Genomic DNA, 15,496 nt, shown 5'->3' with positions numbered 1-15,496 from the left:
CGGCTTCCCTGGAAATCTTGCCTGCGGAAAAGTAGAACGCATTTATGTGACCTTGGCATGACGTCCATGTACGCTCGTCCGGTCTCGCCTATGCCGCCCTGGCAAACCAGCCGTGAATCAACCCGCATTGATAAAACTGCACGGGCGTATCGAATCCGCCGGACACGATTATCCTGGCGATCTTCTCCGGCGCCAGAATGGCAACGTCGCGACGATATGCCGCTCGCATCTGCTCCTGCTTTTCCTGACTGAGATCGGCGCCGGCCATGGTGCGCATCCAGACTTCCAGCAACCCACCGTAGTGCGGCGCCTCCGTATCGGAAGTCAGATCCGAATTGATCAGGATGCCGTCCGGGCGCAGCCGTTGGCGGATGCCGCCGAAGAAGCCGACACGCTCATCTGGCTGCAGAATGAAGTGCGACACCAGCAGCGAGGTGGCGGCATCGAAGGGCTCACCCTGCGGCAGCGAATCCAGATAACCCTCATGGAACGTACAGCGGGAAGCAATGCCCTGCTCCTGCGCCTTGCGACGAAAGACGTCGAGCATCGGCGCGGACGGTTCGACGGCGGTGAAGTGCCAGCCCGGGAATTTTTCCGCCAGAGACAGTATCTCCGCGCCGGTGCCGGCGCCCACGCAAAGGATGCGGGCATCGACGGGTAACTCTGCCAAGACCGCGGCCACCAGCAAGTGCAACCCGTCGCGAAACGGCGCCAGCCTGGCCCACTGGCTGTCATAGGCGGAGGCGGCTTGCTGGTTGAAGGTGGCCTGGAGTTTTTCGTCGTTCATGGCTTGCCTGCTTTCTTGCGCGTCTTCTCGAATCGCTGATGGAAATCCGCGCTCAGCATCGCCAGGGTCACTTCGCCGAAACGTGACACCAGCAGTTGCTCGGCTTCTTCAAATGTCTTGTTCAGGGCGGCGTTGACTGCCTGTTCCACCAGGCAGGCCGGCGCTTCGGTCCTGCTGCCGATGGCCAGCAGCGAGGGACTTCCCAGCGCGACATAGACGTCGCGCAAGCTGATCTGCGCCAGGTCGCAGGTCAGCGTCCAACCGCCGCCGTGCCCCTTTTCCGAACTGACGTAGCCCTGCTCCCGCAGGCCGGCCATGATGCGCCGGATCACCACCGGATTGGTGTCCATCGCCTTTGCCAGCGATTCTGAAGTCATGGGCGAATGATGTTCGGACTGATGTTCGGCGAGGTGCAGCAGCACATGCAGCACGCCGGATAGTCGGCTGTCTTTTTTCATGTAACTCAATTTATTACATGAAACCGGGAAAGTCAACCTTGGTCGGTTTCCTTCCAGCGAAGTGATCCTGCTGAAGCAAAAAAAAGAGAGCCTGCCGGCTCCCCCTTCGGATCTGATTGTCGGCGCCTGAAAACGTTTAGCGGCGCACCAGCGCAATCAGATACCGGCAAGGCTTGCTGCCGGGATTCGTGAAGACGCAATCCATCGGCGGCCCGAGCTGGAGGCAATCGCCCGGATTGAGTTGATGCTCCTGCTCGCCTTCGCGAAACTGCAGTCGTCCCTCAAGCATCAGGATTTGTTCGTGCTGAAAGGTAAACGCGCTGGCGGGATAAGGAACACTGACCTTGGCCGGCAGCACGATCTCCAACAACTCCAGCATACCGCCGGCGGGCGGCGACAAGGTGCGGCGCGTGTAGCCGGTCTCCGGATCGGTCCAGAGGTTTTGCTGCGCATGCTGATTCAGGCGGTTGCCGTTCTGCTCCGCCAGCGACAGCAGCATCGACAACGCCAGCCCGAAGGCGCCCGACAAACGCCCCAGCACGGTCGCGGTAGGACTGGCCTCGCCGCGTTCGATCTTGCTGATCATCGCTTTCGATACGCCGGAACGCTCGGACAGTTCGGCGAGAGACCAGCCCCTGCTGCCGCGTTCGATCTTGATGCGCGTGGAGATGGCCTGGGTGGGGTCTTCTGCGATGAGGGCGTGAGAGGTATTCAAGCGGATGAAATGTCGGTGTCGATAAGCTGCCGATTATACCCGCTGCACCTTGCCGGGGAAACCTGCGCACCACGGCGGCGCTTGATCCGGATCAATACGGGGCACGCCGGATTAATCTAAAAAATATGAAGAATATTCTTGCATAGTGTATTTTTGTCCAATATAGTAAACGACAGAAAAACGCGAATCAGCTGCAATGCCGATCAAAAACAAAGCTGCTGAGCCGCATCGTTTGCCGCAACAAAGATCAGCTACCGAGGAGACAGAATGTCCAGAGAAATCCATTTCAATGCGTTCGACATGAATTGCGTCGGCCACATCCAGCAAGGTTTGTGGCGCCATCCGCGCGACCGTTCGGCCGATTACCGCGATATCCATTACTGGATGGAGTACGCCCGCAAACTGGAAAAAGGATTATTCGACGGCATCTTCTTCGCCGACGTGGTCGGCGTCTACGACGTCTACGCCGGCAACCCGGACGCCGCCATCCGCGGCGCCGTGCAGGTCCCGGTCAACGATCCGACCATGCTGATTCCGGCAATGGCCGGCGTCACCACGCATCTCGGTTTCGGAGTGACCAGTAACCTGGTGTATGAGTCGCCCTTCCTGTTCGCGCGCCGCATGTCGACGCTGGACCACCTGACCGGCGGACGGGTCGGCTGGAACATCGTGACCGGCTATCTGGACAGCGCAGCGCGCGCCATCGGCCTGTCGGGACAGATGGCGCACGATGACCGCTACGACCTGGCCGACGAATACATGGAATTGGTTTACAAGTTGTGGGAAGGCAGCTGGGAAGACGGCGCCGTGCAGGTCAATCGCGCGGACGGCTTCTATGCCGATCCGGCCAAAGTACACGTCATCCACCATCGTGGACGCCAGTACCAGGTCGACGCGATGCACCTCTCGGAACCGTCGCCGCAACGCACACCAGTGCTGTACCAGGCCGGTTCTTCCACACGCGGTCGCCAGTTTGCCGCGACCCACGCCGAATGCGTGTTCGTCAACGGCCAGAGCAAGGACGGCGTCAAGAACATCGTTGACGATATCCGCGCGCAGGCCGTCGCACTGGGCCGCGCCGCCAACGACATCAAGGTATTCCTCGGCGCCACCATCATTACCGCCGCAACCGAAGCCCAGGCCAAGGAAAAATTCGCCGAGTACCAACGCTACGTCAGCTCCGAAGCGGCGCTGGTGCATGCCGCGGCGTCGATGGGCATCGACTTCGCCAAATACGACATGGATGAACCGATCGAAACCGGCAAGAGCCAGGCCATCGTCTCCAACGTCGAAGCCATGACCCGCAGCGCCGGCCCGCAATGGACCAAACGCAAACTGCTGGAACAAATGACGCTCGGCAGCCGCCAGGCGCCGCTGGTCGGTTCGGCCGAACAAGTGGCGGACGTCCTGATGGACTGGTCCGAGCAAGCCGGCGTGGATGGCTTCAACCTGTCGCGCACCGTGGTGCCGGAATGCTTCGACGACATCATCGAACTGGTGGTGCCCATCCTGCAAGAGCGCGGCGTCTACAAGACCGCCTACAAGCAGGGAGCATTGCGCGAGAAACTGTTCGGCACGGCGCGTTTGCCTGCCAGCCACAGCGCCGATCAATACCGTATCAAGCCAACGCCGTAATACGGCTCGGGCCGGCCCCCCTCCCCTCATAGCTGCAGCATCGGCACGCCCGCCATGGCGAGCCGAGGGGGAGCGCTTGCCTTGAATCGGTTGCGCAATCCGCTACATCCTCGACGAAAGTCCGCCATGATCGATAAAAATCTGTTCCGCGACGCCATGTCCAGCTTCGGCGCCGCCGTCAATGTCATCACCAGCGACGGCGTTGCCGGGCTGGCCGGCTGCACCGTTTCCGCCGTGTGCAGCGTCACCGACGAACCACCGACCCTGATGCTGTGCATCAATCGCGACAGCCGCAATAACGCCATCTTCAAAGAGAACGGCGCCTTGTGCATCAACGTGCTGTCGGCCAGCCAGCAGCAACTGGCGATCCTGTTCTCGAGCAAGGGCGTCGACGTCAAGGAGCGTTTCCTGTCGGCGCAATGGGAGCGGCTGGAGACCGGTGCGCCGGTATTGACCGATGCGCTGGTCGCGCTCGATTGCAAGATCGATTCGGTCTCGGAAGTCGGCACCCACAGCGTGTTCTTTTGCTCGGTACAAGCGGCGCGCAGCAACAAGGGCAAGGAAGCGCTGATCTACCTCGGCCGCAACTTCCACTGCCTGCCGACCGCCATGGCGGCATGACCACATGACCGCAACAACGGACATCAGGGACGCAAGCCGCATGAAGGAGATGACAACCACGTTGCCCGGCAAGCTGCGCTCGTTGCTGATCCTGCTGATGTGCGAGATCGGCGCGATGGCGGTCTGGTTCTCTTCCGCCTCGGTCATCTCGATGATCAAGCGCACACAATCGATCCCGCCGCTGGACCAGGCGTTGCTGACCAGTTCGGTCCAATGCGGCTTTGTCGTCGGCACCGTGATCAGTGCGCTGCTGTCGCTGGCGGACCGCTACGATCCGCGCCGGCTCTTCATGGCATCGGCGCTGGTGGCGGCCGCGGCCACCGGCCTGCTGGCGCTGATGCCTCCGGTCGGAACCGGCGTCTTCCTGTTGCGCTTCTTGACCGGCATGTGCATGGCCGGCGTGTATCCGGTCGGCATGCGGCTGGCCGTGACGTGGGCGCAACGCGATATGGGATTGCTGATCGGCTTGCTGGTGGGCGGACTGACGTTCGGCTCTGCCAGCCCGCATTTGCTGGCCGCGCTCGGCGGCATCGAGTGGCGCGTCATCTATGCGATCGCCGCCGGCTGTGCAGCGCTGTCGGGCATCGGCATTCTGTTCTGCGGGCTGGGACCGAACATGACGCGCGGCAGCCGCATCGACTTCAACTACATGGCGCAAGCCTGGCGCAATCCCGCGATTCGCCTGGCCAACCTGGGCTACCTCGGACACATGTGGGAGCTCTATGCGATGTGGGCATGGCTGGCGGCTTTTCTGGCGGCCAGTTTTGCAGCGGCTGGTATGGCGCGGCCGGAACATTACGCCAGCCTGTGGACCTTCGCCGCCGTCGCCATCGGTGCGTGCGGATCGATCGGCGGCGGCTGGCTGGCGGATCGCTGCGGCCGCACCACCGTGACCATCGCCGCGATGGCGACCAGCGCCGCCTGCGCCGTGCTGATTGCCTTTCTCTACGGCTTCACGCCGTGGCTGGTGGCGCCGGTAGCGCTGCTGTGGGGCATCTCGGTGATTGCCGATTCGGCGCAGTTCTCCGCCAGCGTGGCCGAGCTCGGCGACGCCTCGATGACCGGCACGCTGCTGACCGTCCAGACCTGCGCCGGCTTCCTGTTGACGCTGGCGAGCATCCACCTGGTGCCGGAAGTGGTGGCGTGGATGGGTTGGCGCGCCGGCTTTTGCATGCTGGCGATCGGCCCTGCCCTCGGTTGCGTGGCGATGTATCGCCTGCGGCAGCGCCCGGAAGCGATGCGCCTGGCAAACGGAAAAAAATAGAAGTCCGCAACAAATTTTCAGCAAAAGATTCAGCAACAGATGCAACAACAGATGCAACAACAGATGCAGTGCGCAAGCGCGTGTCATTTCACAAGGTCGAGCGATGAACAATTATCCTGAAATTCAATTCCTGATCAATGGCAACTGGATCCACTCCGCCGGCAAGCCGATCATCAACCCCGCCGATGAAAGCGTGATCGGCAGCGTGCCGATGGCTACGCCGCTGCATCTGGAACTGGCGCTGCAGGCGGCCGACGCCGGCTTCCACATCTGGAAGAACGTGGCCCCCGCCAAACGCGCAGAGATCATGCTGCGCGCCTGCGACCTGATGCGCGAACGCGTGAAAAGCATTGCCACAGCCATCACGCTGGAACAGGGCAAGACCCTGGCGCAGGCGCGCGCCGAAGTCCTGCGCGGCTGCGACCTGATCGCCTGGGATGCCAACGAAGGCCGCCGTTTGTACGGGCGCCTGATTCCGGCGGAGCCGGAGATGCGGCACACCGTATTCCGTGAACCGGTCGGCGTTGTTGCGGCGTTTACTCCCTGGAATTTCCCGCTGAGCTCACCTGCGCGCAAGGTCGGCGGCGCCCTGGCCGCAGGATGTTCGATCATCCTCAAGGCGGCGGAAGAAACGCCTGCCGGCGCCCTGATGCTGGCGCGCGCCTTCACCGATGCGGGCTTGCCGCCGGGTGTACTCAACCTGGTGTTCGGCGATCCGGCGCAGATTTCGGAAATCCTGATCTGTCATCCGCTGGTGCGACTGGTGACCTTCACCGGCTCGACCGCAGTCGGCAAGCACCTGGCGGCGATGGCGGCGCGTCACATGAAGCCCGCCATCATGGAACTCGGCGGACACGCGCCGGTGATCGTCTGTGAAGACGCCAATCCCGAACTGGCGGCAACGGTGTCGCTGCAAGGCAAGCTTAACAACGGCGGCCAGGTATGCGTTGCGCCGACACGCTTTTTTGTACATCGCGCGGTCTACGATCGTTTCGTTGCAGCATGCGCCGCCTACGGCGAGAAGATCCGCGTCGGCGACGGCATGCGCGAAGACGTGCAGATCGGTCCGGTCACCAACATTCGCCGCGTACAGGCGCTGGACGCGATGGTCGACGATGCCCTGCTGCATGGCGCGCGCATAGTCTGTGGCGGCAAACGCCTGCCCGGCGCCGGCTATCACTTCCCGTTCACGGTATTGGCCGACGTGCCGGTGACGGCGCTGGCGATGCGCGAAGAACCATTCGGCCCCCTGTGCCTGGTCACGCCGGTGGAGGACATCCACGACGCCATCCGCAAGGCCAACGATTTGCCGTTCGGCCTGGCCGGCTACGCCTTCACCGAATCAGCCAATCATGCACACCGGCTGGCATGCGAACTCGAGGTCGGCAATCTGGCGATCAACCACATGGTGTCGGCGGTGTCGGAAACGCCGTTCGGCGGCGTCAAGGACAGCGGCTACGGCCGCGAAGGCGGCACCGAGGGACTGGAGCACTACACCCACGTCAAATCGGTGTCGCACAAGTTGCTGGGCTGATCCACGAATTTATTCAGATCTCGATCCGACTTCGCTCCGGAGGAAATCCCATGTAGCCCGTTCGCCTTCGCCAGCCCTGTTCGCCCGCATGCCCGCGAACCGTGCAGTTCATCTTCGCCTGTTTCTGCAGCTCAGCTATTTGGGCGGCAGGCCACGCTTGTTGTCGTTTGCATTTGTCAATTGTCAATTCAAGGGGGGATTCAATGAGTGCAGTTAGGTATCTTGCTTTAGTACCCGTAGCAACGGTCATGCTGGGGCCGTTTTTCTTCAATCGCGTCACGCCATTTCTGTTCGGTCTGCCATTCCTGCTGTCGTGGATGGCGCTGTCGCTGGCCATGACGTCAGTCGTGATGTACATCGTCTATCGATTCGATCCGCGCAATGCGCCGGGCTATGTCGAGCTGGGAGAATAATATGAACATTGCCTTGATCCTTATTTTCGGCACCATGCTGCTGGCCCTGTGGCTGGGCGTGCGCGCCCAGCGCGGCAAGGACATGAGCCTGGAACAGTGGACGGTAGCCGGTCGCGGCTTCGGCGCCGGCCTGGTGTTCCTGCTGATGGCGGGTGAGATCTACACCACCTTCGTGTTCCTCGGCGGCAGCGGCTTTGCCTACGGCGTCGGCGGTCCGGCGTATTACATGCTGGGCTTCGGCAGCCTGAGTTTCGTGCTGTCGTACTGGATATTGCCGCCGATCTGGCGCTTCGCCAAACAGCACCGGTTGTTATCGCAACCGGATTTCTTCGCCAAGAAATTCAACAGCCCGGCGCTCGGCATCCTGGTCGCACTGGTGGGTGTCGTCGCCCTCATGCCCTATCTGGTGCTGCAGCTCAAAGGCCTTGGCATCATCGTCAGTGTGGCGTCGTATTCCGGCCTGAGTTCCACGCAAGGCGTCTGGATCGGTGCGATCGTCACGGTGATCTATGTCATGGTGTCCGGCGTGCACGGCTCGGCCTGGACCTCGGTGCTGAAGGATTTCCTGGTGCTGGCAGTGGCGATCTTCCTTGGCTTGTATCTGCCTTGGCACTACTACGGCGGCATCACGCCGATGTTTGAAGCGATCGAACTTGCCAAACCCGGTTTCCTGGCCTTGCCCGCCACCGGCAAGAACGCGGTCTGGATGACGTCCACCGTGCTGCTGACGACACTGGGTTTCTACATGTGGCCGCATATGTTCATGGCGTCGTTCACCGCCAAGAGCGAGCAGAGTCTGCGCCGCAATGCCTATACCCTGCCGATCTACCAGATGATGCTGCTGTTCGTTTTCTTCGTCGGCTTTGCCACGGTCTTGCAGATCCCAGGTTTGACCGGACCCGACATTGATCTGGCGCTGTTCAAGATCTCGATCGCCACCTTCGATCCCTGGGTGGTCGGCATCATCGGCGCAGCCGGCGTGCTGACGGCGATCGTTCCCGGCTCGATGATCCTGATGGCGGTGTCGACGCTGCTGGCGAACAATGTCTATCGCGCCATTCGCAAGTCTAGCGACAACGCCGAAGCAGACAACCGCCATATTGGCCGCGTCGCCAAGCTGGCGGCGCCGCTGGTGATGCTGGTGGGATTGTGGTTCACCCTGCAGGGCGGACAAACCATCGTCTCGCTGCTGCTGATGGCGTACAGCCTGGTGACGCAATTGTTCCCGGCGCTGCTGGCCAGCATCATGCCGTCCCGGCCGGTCAGCAAGGCGGGGGCAATCGTCGGCATTCTGGTGGGTGAAGCGACGGTGGCGGTCCTGTCGGTGACCAAGATGACGATCTCGGACCTGATTCCGTTCATCCCTGATTTCCTCAAGGACACCAATGTTGGCGTGGTTGCGCTGACGCTGAACGTCATCGCCATGTTGCTGGTCACTGCGGCGACCCGCTCCGGCGCCAAGCAGGACAGCAATCAGCTGCGGGCCGATTCAATCGCCTGAATGAGGTAGCGGCTGCTCCGGCGGCGAGGCAAGGACTCCATCGAGACACCCTGCTTCGCCGCCTTTTTTTCATTTTCAATTTTCTAGCCATGACTTCCATCGACGCCCTGAATTTTTCCGATACGACGACGCTGCGCGCCCTGATCAATGCCAACTTGCCGTTCCTGCGCAGCTTCCGGCGCGACCTGCACCGGCATCCGGAATTGCGCTTCGAAGAACTGCGCACCGCCGAGGTGGTCGCCGCCGAATTGCAGAACGCCGGCTATGTGGTGCGCAAAGGCATGGGCGGTACAGGACTGGTCGCGACCTTGCCGGGTAAGCATAGTGGACCGGGTATCGTGCTGCGCGCCGACATGGACGCCCTGCCGATCAGCGAAAAAAATGTCTTCGAGCATGCCTCCAGTTGCGACGGCCGCATGCACGCCTGCGGCCATGACGGACACACCACCATGTTGCTGGGCGCCGCGTTGCTGATGAAAACATTGCCGGCCCCGCCGCACGACGTTCACTTCGTCTTTCAGCCGGGCGAAGAAGGCGGCGCGGGCGCGCGCAAGATGATGGATGACGGCTTGTTCGAGGAATTCCCGACGGCGGCGGTGTTCGGCATGCATAACTGGCCCGACCTGCCAGCCGGGCAGTTCGGATTGCGCGTCGGCCCGATCATGGCGGCCGGCCAGCGCTTCAGAATCATTGTCACCGGTCGCGGCGCGCACGCTGCCCAACCGCATCTTGGCATCGATCCGATTCCGATCGCCTGCGCCATCGTCCAGCAGTTCCAGACGCTGGTTGCGCGCCACAAGAGCCCGGTCGAACCGGCCGTGGTGTCGGTGTGCATGTTCAACGCCGGCATGACCGACAATGTCATTCCCGACAGCGCGGAGTTGCGCGGCACGGTACGCACCTTGTCGTCGACGCTGCTGAAAAAACTGCAGGCAGAGATGGCCCTCATTGCCGAAGGCATTGCCGCCATCCATGGCGCGAGCGCGACGCTGGAGTTTTTCCAATACTATCCGGCGACGGTCAATACGCCCGCCGAGACGGCGTTCTGCCGCCGGGTTCTGCAGCGCTGTTTCGGCGCCGGCAATGTGCACGCGGACGTGCCGGCAAACATGACCTCCGAAGACTTCGGCTTCATGCTCGAAGAGCGTCCCGGAACCTACATCCTGATCGGTAACGCCGCCAACGGCAGTCGCCAGCAGTTGCACAACGCGCACTATGACTTCAATGACGACATCATCGCCGGCGGCGTCGAGTATTGGGTCCGACTGGCGCAATCCTTTTCCTGCGAGCCCGCGAAATAATCCCGGGCGACCTGCAGGCTACTCCGCCGGCTCATGGATCGGCAGCCGAAGGTCTACTGGATGTCGCCCGTGAAATGGATTGCAGGAAGCCCCGACTCTTCCAGGATCTTGCGGAGTTTTGTCGCGTACACGGGATCGACCGCGCCCTCCAGCGGCGGATTGATGTGCACCATGCTGATGGCGCTGACGATGCGCTCGCCGTCATCGACTGCAAAAGCTTCCGCCCGATAGTCGAGCTGATTTTTGTACAGGACATCGATTTCAGCGTGCGTGAGCTGGTACAGCATGCCGTGCGCCGTCGCCCCTTTTTCTCGCAACAAAATGGCTTTCGTCCGGACGATCACCTTGCAGTCGTGAATCTTGGCGAGACGCGGCCGCCGGATGACAATCCCTTTGGTCTGTAGCGAAGCGCCATCCATGTGCAGGCCGTAGAAAAAGATTTCGACGAGACGGTGCGGCGAATTTTCGATTGTGGAATCCATGCTGCTCCGATGCGAAGTGAATCAGGGCGCGCCGTTGTCGCAATGCGCGCCAAAGCCCGGCCGCTCGCGCAGGCGTTCGAAGTAGCTTGCCACCGCAGGATAGTCCGGCCGCTCCATGGGCGTCGACAGCCAGCGATTGACGGACAAGGCGATAGTGATGTCGGCCAGCGTGAAATCCTGGCCGGCGACGTACGCGCCGGTCGCGCCAAGATGGCGGTCCAGCCTGCCCATGTGCGCATTCCAGCCGGCGACTGCGGCGGCCAGTTCTGTTGGCTGTTGATGCGCAAGCGACTTTCTGACCAGTGCCATGAAAGCGTAGCGCCATGCACTGTTCAGGTCCGAGGCCTGCCAGTCCATCCATTGATCCACCTGCGCCCGCCGCCGCGGCTCCTGCGGATACAGCGGATCAGCGCCGTAGCGGTTGGCCAGGTAACGCAGGATGGAATTCGACTCCCACAAAACAAAGTCTCCATCGCGAATCACCGGCACCAGCCCGTGCGGATTCAGCGCCAGAAACTCCGGCGTCTGCGTCGTTTGAAAATCCCCGCCCCAGTTCTCCTGCTGAAAAGGCAAGCCGAGCTCGGTACAGCACCAGAGCACTTTTCTGACGTTGATTGACGTAACTTTTCCAAGGACGGTAATCATGGCGACGCTTTCAGGTTGGATGCACGGGAGATCCGCAGACAAGCATGATACCGGTTCCGCAATGGATCCGGCGGCACCCGCCACAACCTTACTCCGCCGGATAACGCCGCGGCCGCAAGCCTGCCTGGAACCAGTTCACCAGCGACACCGTGTCGTAGATCGGGATGTCGAAGGTCTGCTGGATGTCGGCCGTGAACGGCGCGAGGTTGGTGCATTCGGACACGATCGCGCCAATGGACGGGTTCTCACGCAGCATGCGCGCGACCAGGTCGAGCACTTCCTGGCGCAGCACTGCATACGGCACGCCGTCATCGCCTTCGCGGATCGAGCGCACGAACTCCGAGTCCTGTGGCATGCCGTACACCGGCGTGTCGGCGGCGATACCGACCGCTTCCAGGTATTTGCCGTTGAGCACCTCACCGTTGTAGGTGAGGATGCCGACCTTCTTGTTGGACGGAATGATCCGCTGCACCATCGGCACCTGCAACAGGCTGCTGGTGGCGACCGGCACACCGCAGAAGTCGACCAGCTCCTGCTGGTAGATCGACAGGAAGCCGCAGGTCGTGGTGATGCCGTCGACGCCAGCGTCAACCAGTTCCTTCGCGGCCTTCTTGAAAGGCTCCAGCAGGCTGACGTTGTGCAGGTCGGTCATCTTGGACGGCACGGCATCTTCAACGATGCGGTATTGCACCGGAAAATTCCAGGTGCCGGCATGGCCGATGTCACCGAGGTAACGGCGGAAATGCGTCTTCACCATCAGGATGCCGACGCTGACGCCGTAATAGGTTTTCTTGGGCGCGCTCATGTGTTTGCTCCGTTTCTTCTTTATTGCGCCGGGTCTTGCAGGTAGTCGTCCATGTCGACTTCGAGCAGGCTGTTGAAGATGTTGGTGGCCACCATGGTGCCGCCGAAACCGATCAGATTGACGATGGCGCTGTCATCGTAGCGTTGCTTCAGGCGCGCCCAGATGGCGTCGTCTAGTTGCTTGGCGCGGCCGCCGATGCGGCTGCCGAGGTCGATCAGCAATTGCTCGTCGTCGGTCGGGCTGAAGTCTTTCGGCGAGATGCCTTCGGCCGCCAGCGCCTTGCGGAAGAAGGTCGAACACAGCAGGCAATCCGATGCCGACGAAATCGCATGCGCGTAGACGTTGAAGGCACGCTTGCCGAGCAGCTTGATCAGCTCGGCCTTGATCAGGTAGGAGCCGTGATAGGCCTGGTGCGCCGCCTGCGAATGCAGGATGGTGCCCTTCATGTTGGTGACCTGGCCGACGCGCGCGATTTCGTCGTCGTAGGATTGCCGGCCTTGCGGGTCGAGCGCATCGCGCTGCACGAGGTTGATTCTTGCCATGGGTGTCCTTGTGGGATGAAGACGTCAGAGAAAAAAGCGTTGCGGCCGGAAGCTTTGCAGCTCGGGACGCACGGTGTTGTTGAGGATTTCATCGGCAGCCGCTTCGCCCAGGAAAGGCGCCAGCGTCACGCCGCTGTGCGTGACCACGCTGTAGTAGCCGCTGGTGTCGGGCGATGGACCGACCGCAGGAAATTGATCCGCCGGAATCGCACGCACGCCCACTCGCAAGGCTTCGGCGTCGACGCCACGCAGCAGCGGCAACACCTCGCGGGCGGCGGCGAGCAGTCCCGCCACTTCGGGCGAGCGGCGGTCGAATTCGGCGTCGGCTTTGACCTCGAGATCGTTGCGGCAAATCAGCAGGCGCCCCGCGCCGTCCGGACGGATATGTACCCGAGGAGAAAAGATTACGCGCTGCACGCCGTGCGCCAGCGGCGGCGTGAACAGCATCAGGCCCGCAGACGGCGCCAGCGGAATGCGCAGCCCGGCCGGCAATGCCGCCTGGTCGGCCCAGCGTCCGGTGGCGTTGACGACCACGTCGGCGTCATGTGTCGTGCCATCGGCGGTGGTGACGCCGATTACCCGATTGCCCTGGCGACAGATTGCCGTCACCGCAAGATGTTCAAATACGTGTGCGCCAAGCCGCTTGGCCTCGATCAATAGTCCATGGCTGTAGACCACGGGATCGACCCAGCCGTCGTCGGGAAAGAACGCCACCGGCGCATCGCCGACGGCATCGGGATTGATGTCCGGTTCCAGCGCCTGCAAGGCGGCGCGATCGAGCCACTCTGCGGCATAGCCCCAGGATTGCAGCAAGGCCACCTTGGCGCGATAAGCCTCAGGCGCGATGCCTTCCCATTCGACGGTGCCGCCGCCATGCCACCACGGCGCGTCGCCGAAGCGTTCGCGCAAGGCGGCATGTGCGCGCATGCCGGCGACATTGAGATCGTGATAGGCGCGCGGCGCCTTGTTGTGTGAATTGACCCAGGCGAAGCTGTTGCCGCTGGTGCCGCCGCCGATGCGACCGGCATCGATGACGGTGACGGGCGCACCTGCGCGCGCCAGATGATAAGCGACCGAAGCGCCGATCACGCCGGCGCCGATGACGATATGCATAGTTGGGTTGGACGATCGTCGGGAACTGCGATGACTCAGACTGAGTGCACTGTTCCCGGCGGATTTCCTGATGGTGAAAACAAGATTTCCACTATAGCGCCAGCCCTGCCGGCGCCCAACTATCAATAGCGAGTTTGCAAATTACAAAATCGCATGTGTGAGAGGCGTGTCGCTTATTGCGTCGTGGATTCTTGCGATTTGGCGCGGCGGGCTTTGCGACGCTCGCCGTGTTTCAGAACAGCCGCGCGTTCTTCGTTGGTGATTTCGAGCATGTCGAGATAGACGTGTTCAACTGCCTGCTCGTACGACAGCGTGGTGTCGAGCGCCATCTTTTCGGTCAGCAGCGCGTTGGCTTTCTTGAGGTTGCCGTCACAGACGTCGCGGATGAAATTGAGCTTGCGCTGGAAGTCCGACACGGGCGCTTCTTCTCGCAGCTTGTGGCCGTAGCGCAGCCACAGCATGGCAACGCCGAACAAACCCGCGCCTGTCCCGATCAAAAGTGATCCCATTTAATTCTCCAGCCGAGTAGTTAATCGTTGTTATGACTCGTCACACAAAACAGCGGCAATCCACGAGCATTGCCTGAAATTCATTTTGCGATTTTGCTTGGATTCCCCCCAAGACTTTTGTCCGCCGTCTTGTTGCGATGATTATTTTTTGACATCGGACAGGCGTCATTAAGCGACATTTTTCGGCGCTTCGCAACAAATCTTTACAACATACCAAGGTGACTTTTCAGAGTGTTTCCGCAGTGAATTCTTTGTCAGTTTTCTGTCAGCGCGGCGAGCCCTTTTTCGAGTCCCAGTCGCTCAATCAGACGCCTCGCATCGAAGGGGGCCTTGACCTTAATATCATTATCGAAATAGCAATAAACGTCCCTGCTCTTGCGCGCTTTCGGTTTGCTCGCAGAGACGCAATGCGCATCCTTAGGCTGCCCACCCTTGCTCCACGCCTCGATGCGTTGCGCCCAGCGCTCCAGCGCCGGTTCGGTATAACCGCTGGCGTACAACTCCTTGTCGCCGTGCAGTCGCAGGTACATGAAATCGGCGGTGACATCTTCCAGATACGGCCACTTGCCGGCGGTGTCGGCCACCACCAGCGCGACGTTGTACTTGTGCAGCAGCGCGATGAAACCTTCGTCGATAAAACTCTCGTGACGGATCTCCATGGCGTGGCGCAGTTTGCGCTTCTTGTCGATCTCAAGCAGGCTGCGCTCCTTCATGCGCGGCTCGCAGTGTTGCGCCAGTTCCAGCGCGGCCTCGGTGTCGTGCGGCAACAGGCTCAGGAAATGTTCCACCAGTTCGGCGTCGTAACGAAAACTCGGCGGGAATTGCCACAGGAACGGGCCCAGCTTTTCCTTGAGATTGAACACGCCTGAAGCGAATACATTGGCGAGCGGCCCGTCGATGTCGCGCAGGCGCTGGATGTGGGTGATGAAGCGATTGCCCTTGATGCTGAACACGAAGCCCGGCGGCGTCGCGTCGTACCAGGCGGCGTAGCTCTGCGGACGCTGCAAGGCGTAGAAGGAGCCGTTGAGTTCGATCGAGGGCAAGGCGCGCGACGCGAATTGCAATTCGTCGGCCTGCTTCAGCCCTTCAGGATAAAAGCCGCCGCGCCATGGCGCATAGCGCCAGCCGGAAATGCCGATACGGATCTTTGCCATGGCCGTTGCTCCGAAAT

At 61.4% G+C, this 15,496-nt stretch carries 17 protein-coding genes; 7 read left to right on the top strand and 10 right to left on the bottom strand.

The window, feature by feature from the left end:
* Positions 1-88 precede the first annotated feature (88 nt).
* From E4P32_RS20595 to E4P32_RS20585, 3 genes are all read right to left on the bottom strand, one after another.
* Positions 89-787: a class I SAM-dependent methyltransferase gene (locus E4P32_RS20595; protein ID WP_116435451.1), complete on the bottom strand. Its 699-nt coding sequence runs from the start codon at positions 785-787 to the stop codon at positions 89-91.
* Positions 784-1,245: an Rrf2 family transcriptional regulator gene (locus tag E4P32_RS20590; RefSeq protein WP_116435450.1), complete on the bottom strand. Its 462-nt coding sequence runs from the start codon at positions 1,243-1,245 to the stop codon at positions 784-786. Before E4P32_RS20590 ends, E4P32_RS20595 begins: the two co-directional genes overlap by 4 nt.
* A gap of 136 nt (positions 1,246-1,381) precedes the next feature.
* The gene (locus tag E4P32_RS20585) at positions 1,382-1,960 is read right to left on the bottom strand and encodes an XRE family transcriptional regulator (RefSeq protein WP_233526700.1); all 579 of its coding nucleotides are present in this window, start codon (positions 1,958-1,960) and stop codon (positions 1,382-1,384) included.
* Positions 1,961-2,227: 267 nt separating this feature from the next.
* On the opposite strand from E4P32_RS20585, the gene E4P32_RS20580 reads away from it, so the two are divergent.
* From E4P32_RS20580 to E4P32_RS20550, 7 genes are all read left to right on the top strand, one after another.
* The gene (locus E4P32_RS20580; RefSeq protein WP_116435449.1) at positions 2,228-3,595 is read left to right on the top strand and encodes an LLM class flavin-dependent oxidoreductase; all 1,368 of its coding nucleotides are present in this window, start codon (positions 2,228-2,230) and stop codon (positions 3,593-3,595) included.
* Between the two features lie 126 nt (positions 3,596-3,721).
* Entirely contained in the window at positions 3,722-4,216 is a 495-nt protein-coding gene (locus tag E4P32_RS20575) for a flavin reductase (protein WP_116435448.1), read from the top strand.
* A gap of 40 nt (positions 4,217-4,256) precedes the next feature.
* Entirely contained in the window at positions 4,257-5,480 is a 1,224-nt protein-coding gene (locus tag E4P32_RS20570; protein WP_116435447.1) for an MFS transporter, read from the top strand.
* A 103-nt stretch (positions 5,481-5,583) separates the two neighbouring features.
* Positions 5,584-7,014, top strand: coding sequence for an NAD-dependent succinate-semialdehyde dehydrogenase (locus E4P32_RS20565; RefSeq protein WP_116435446.1), 1,431 nt, complete (start codon positions 5,584-5,586; stop codon positions 7,012-7,014).
* 203 nt (positions 7,015-7,217) lie between these two features.
* Positions 7,218-7,427: a DUF3311 domain-containing protein gene (locus E4P32_RS20560; protein WP_116435445.1), complete on the top strand. Its 210-nt coding sequence runs from the start codon at positions 7,218-7,220 to the stop codon at positions 7,425-7,427.
* 1 nt (position 7,428) lies between these two features.
* A complete protein-coding gene (locus tag E4P32_RS20555) occupies positions 7,429-8,928 on the top strand; it encodes a sodium:solute symporter (protein WP_116435444.1) in 1,500 nt (499 codons plus the stop codon).
* A gap of 89 nt (positions 8,929-9,017) precedes the next feature.
* Entirely contained in the window at positions 9,018-10,229 is a 1,212-nt protein-coding gene (locus E4P32_RS20550) for a M20 aminoacylase family protein (protein ID WP_116435443.1), read from the top strand.
* 53 nt (positions 10,230-10,282) lie between these two features.
* On the opposite strand, the gene E4P32_RS20545 is transcribed toward E4P32_RS20550, so the two are convergent.
* The 7 genes from E4P32_RS20545 to E4P32_RS20515 form a co-directional block, all read right to left on the bottom strand.
* Complete coding sequence (locus E4P32_RS20545) at positions 10,283-10,711, bottom strand: hypothetical protein (RefSeq protein ID WP_116435442.1); 429 nt, start codon at positions 10,709-10,711, stop codon at positions 10,283-10,285.
* A 21-nt stretch (positions 10,712-10,732) separates the two neighbouring features.
* Entirely contained in the window at positions 10,733-11,356 is a 624-nt protein-coding gene (locus E4P32_RS20540; protein ID WP_116435441.1) for a glutathione S-transferase family protein, read from the bottom strand.
* A gap of 88 nt (positions 11,357-11,444) precedes the next feature.
* Positions 11,445-12,161, bottom strand: coding sequence for an aspartate/glutamate racemase family protein (locus E4P32_RS20535; protein WP_116435440.1), 717 nt, complete (start codon positions 12,159-12,161; stop codon positions 11,445-11,447).
* Between the two features lie 20 nt (positions 12,162-12,181).
* A complete protein-coding gene (locus E4P32_RS20530) occupies positions 12,182-12,703 on the bottom strand; it encodes a hypothetical protein (RefSeq protein WP_135008776.1) in 522 nt (173 codons plus the stop codon).
* Positions 12,704-12,727: 24 nt separating this feature from the next.
* Positions 12,728-13,816 (bottom strand): FAD-dependent oxidoreductase, encoded by a 1,089-nt coding sequence (locus E4P32_RS20525; protein ID WP_116435438.1) that lies wholly within the window; start codon positions 13,814-13,816, stop codon positions 12,728-12,730.
* A gap of 173 nt (positions 13,817-13,989) precedes the next feature.
* Complete coding sequence (locus E4P32_RS20520) at positions 13,990-14,325, bottom strand: hypothetical protein (protein WP_167735708.1); 336 nt, start codon at positions 14,323-14,325, stop codon at positions 13,990-13,992.
* Between the two features lie 254 nt (positions 14,326-14,579).
* On the bottom strand, positions 14,580-15,479 hold the full coding sequence (locus tag E4P32_RS20515; protein ID WP_116435437.1) for a DUF72 domain-containing protein: 900 nt from the start codon (positions 15,477-15,479) through the stop codon (positions 14,580-14,582).
* Between the last annotated feature and the right edge of the window lie 17 nt (positions 15,480-15,496).

This window comes from Herbaspirillum sp. 3R11 (assembly GCF_004563925.1).
Classification (GTDB): domain Bacteria; phylum Pseudomonadota; class Gammaproteobacteria; order Burkholderiales; family Burkholderiaceae_D; genus Herbaspirillum.
Note: the sequence above shows the minus strand (reverse complement) of the source record. Positions and strands in the feature narration are given on the sequence as shown.

Coding starts and splice junctions, on each gene's coding strand:
- E4P32_RS20535 (WP_116435440.1), bottom strand. CDS start 12,161: ATGAGCGCGCCCAAGAAAACCTATTACGGCGTCAGCGTCGGCATCCTG.
- E4P32_RS20555 (WP_116435444.1), top strand. CDS start 7,429: ATGAACATTGCCTTGATCCTTATTTTCGGCACCATGCTGCTGGCCCTG.
- E4P32_RS20595 (WP_116435451.1), bottom strand. CDS start 787: ATGAACGACGAAAAACTCCAGGCCACCTTCAACCAGCAAGCCGCCTCC.
- E4P32_RS20580 (WP_116435449.1), top strand. CDS start 2,228: ATGTCCAGAGAAATCCATTTCAATGCGTTCGACATGAATTGCGTCGGC.
- E4P32_RS20565 (WP_116435446.1), top strand. CDS start 5,584: ATGAACAATTATCCTGAAATTCAATTCCTGATCAATGGCAACTGGATC.
- E4P32_RS20550 (WP_116435443.1), top strand. CDS start 9,018: ATGACTTCCATCGACGCCCTGAATTTTTCCGATACGACGACGCTGCGC.
- E4P32_RS20575 (WP_116435448.1), top strand. CDS start 3,722: ATGATCGATAAAAATCTGTTCCGCGACGCCATGTCCAGCTTCGGCGCC.
- E4P32_RS20540 (WP_116435441.1), bottom strand. CDS start 11,356: ATGATTACCGTCCTTGGAAAAGTTACGTCAATCAACGTCAGAAAAGTG.
- E4P32_RS20520 (WP_167735708.1), bottom strand. CDS start 14,325: ATGGGATCACTTTTGATCGGGACAGGCGCGGGTTTGTTCGGCGTTGCC.
- E4P32_RS20515 (WP_116435437.1), bottom strand. CDS start 15,479: ATGGCAAAGATCCGTATCGGCATTTCCGGCTGGCGCTATGCGCCATGG.
- E4P32_RS20590 (WP_116435450.1), bottom strand. CDS start 1,245: ATGAAAAAAGACAGCCGACTATCCGGCGTGCTGCATGTGCTGCTGCAC.
- E4P32_RS20545 (WP_116435442.1), bottom strand. CDS start 10,711: ATGGATTCCACAATCGAAAATTCGCCGCACCGTCTCGTCGAAATCTTT.
- E4P32_RS20570 (WP_116435447.1), top strand. CDS start 4,257: ATGAAGGAGATGACAACCACGTTGCCCGGCAAGCTGCGCTCGTTGCTG.
- E4P32_RS20560 (WP_116435445.1), top strand. CDS start 7,218: ATGAGTGCAGTTAGGTATCTTGCTTTAGTACCCGTAGCAACGGTCATG.
- E4P32_RS20530 (WP_135008776.1), bottom strand. CDS start 12,703: ATGGCAAGAATCAACCTCGTGCAGCGCGATGCGCTCGACCCGCAAGGC.
- E4P32_RS20525 (WP_116435438.1), bottom strand. CDS start 13,816: ATGCATATCGTCATCGGCGCCGGCGTGATCGGCGCTTCGGTCGCTTAT.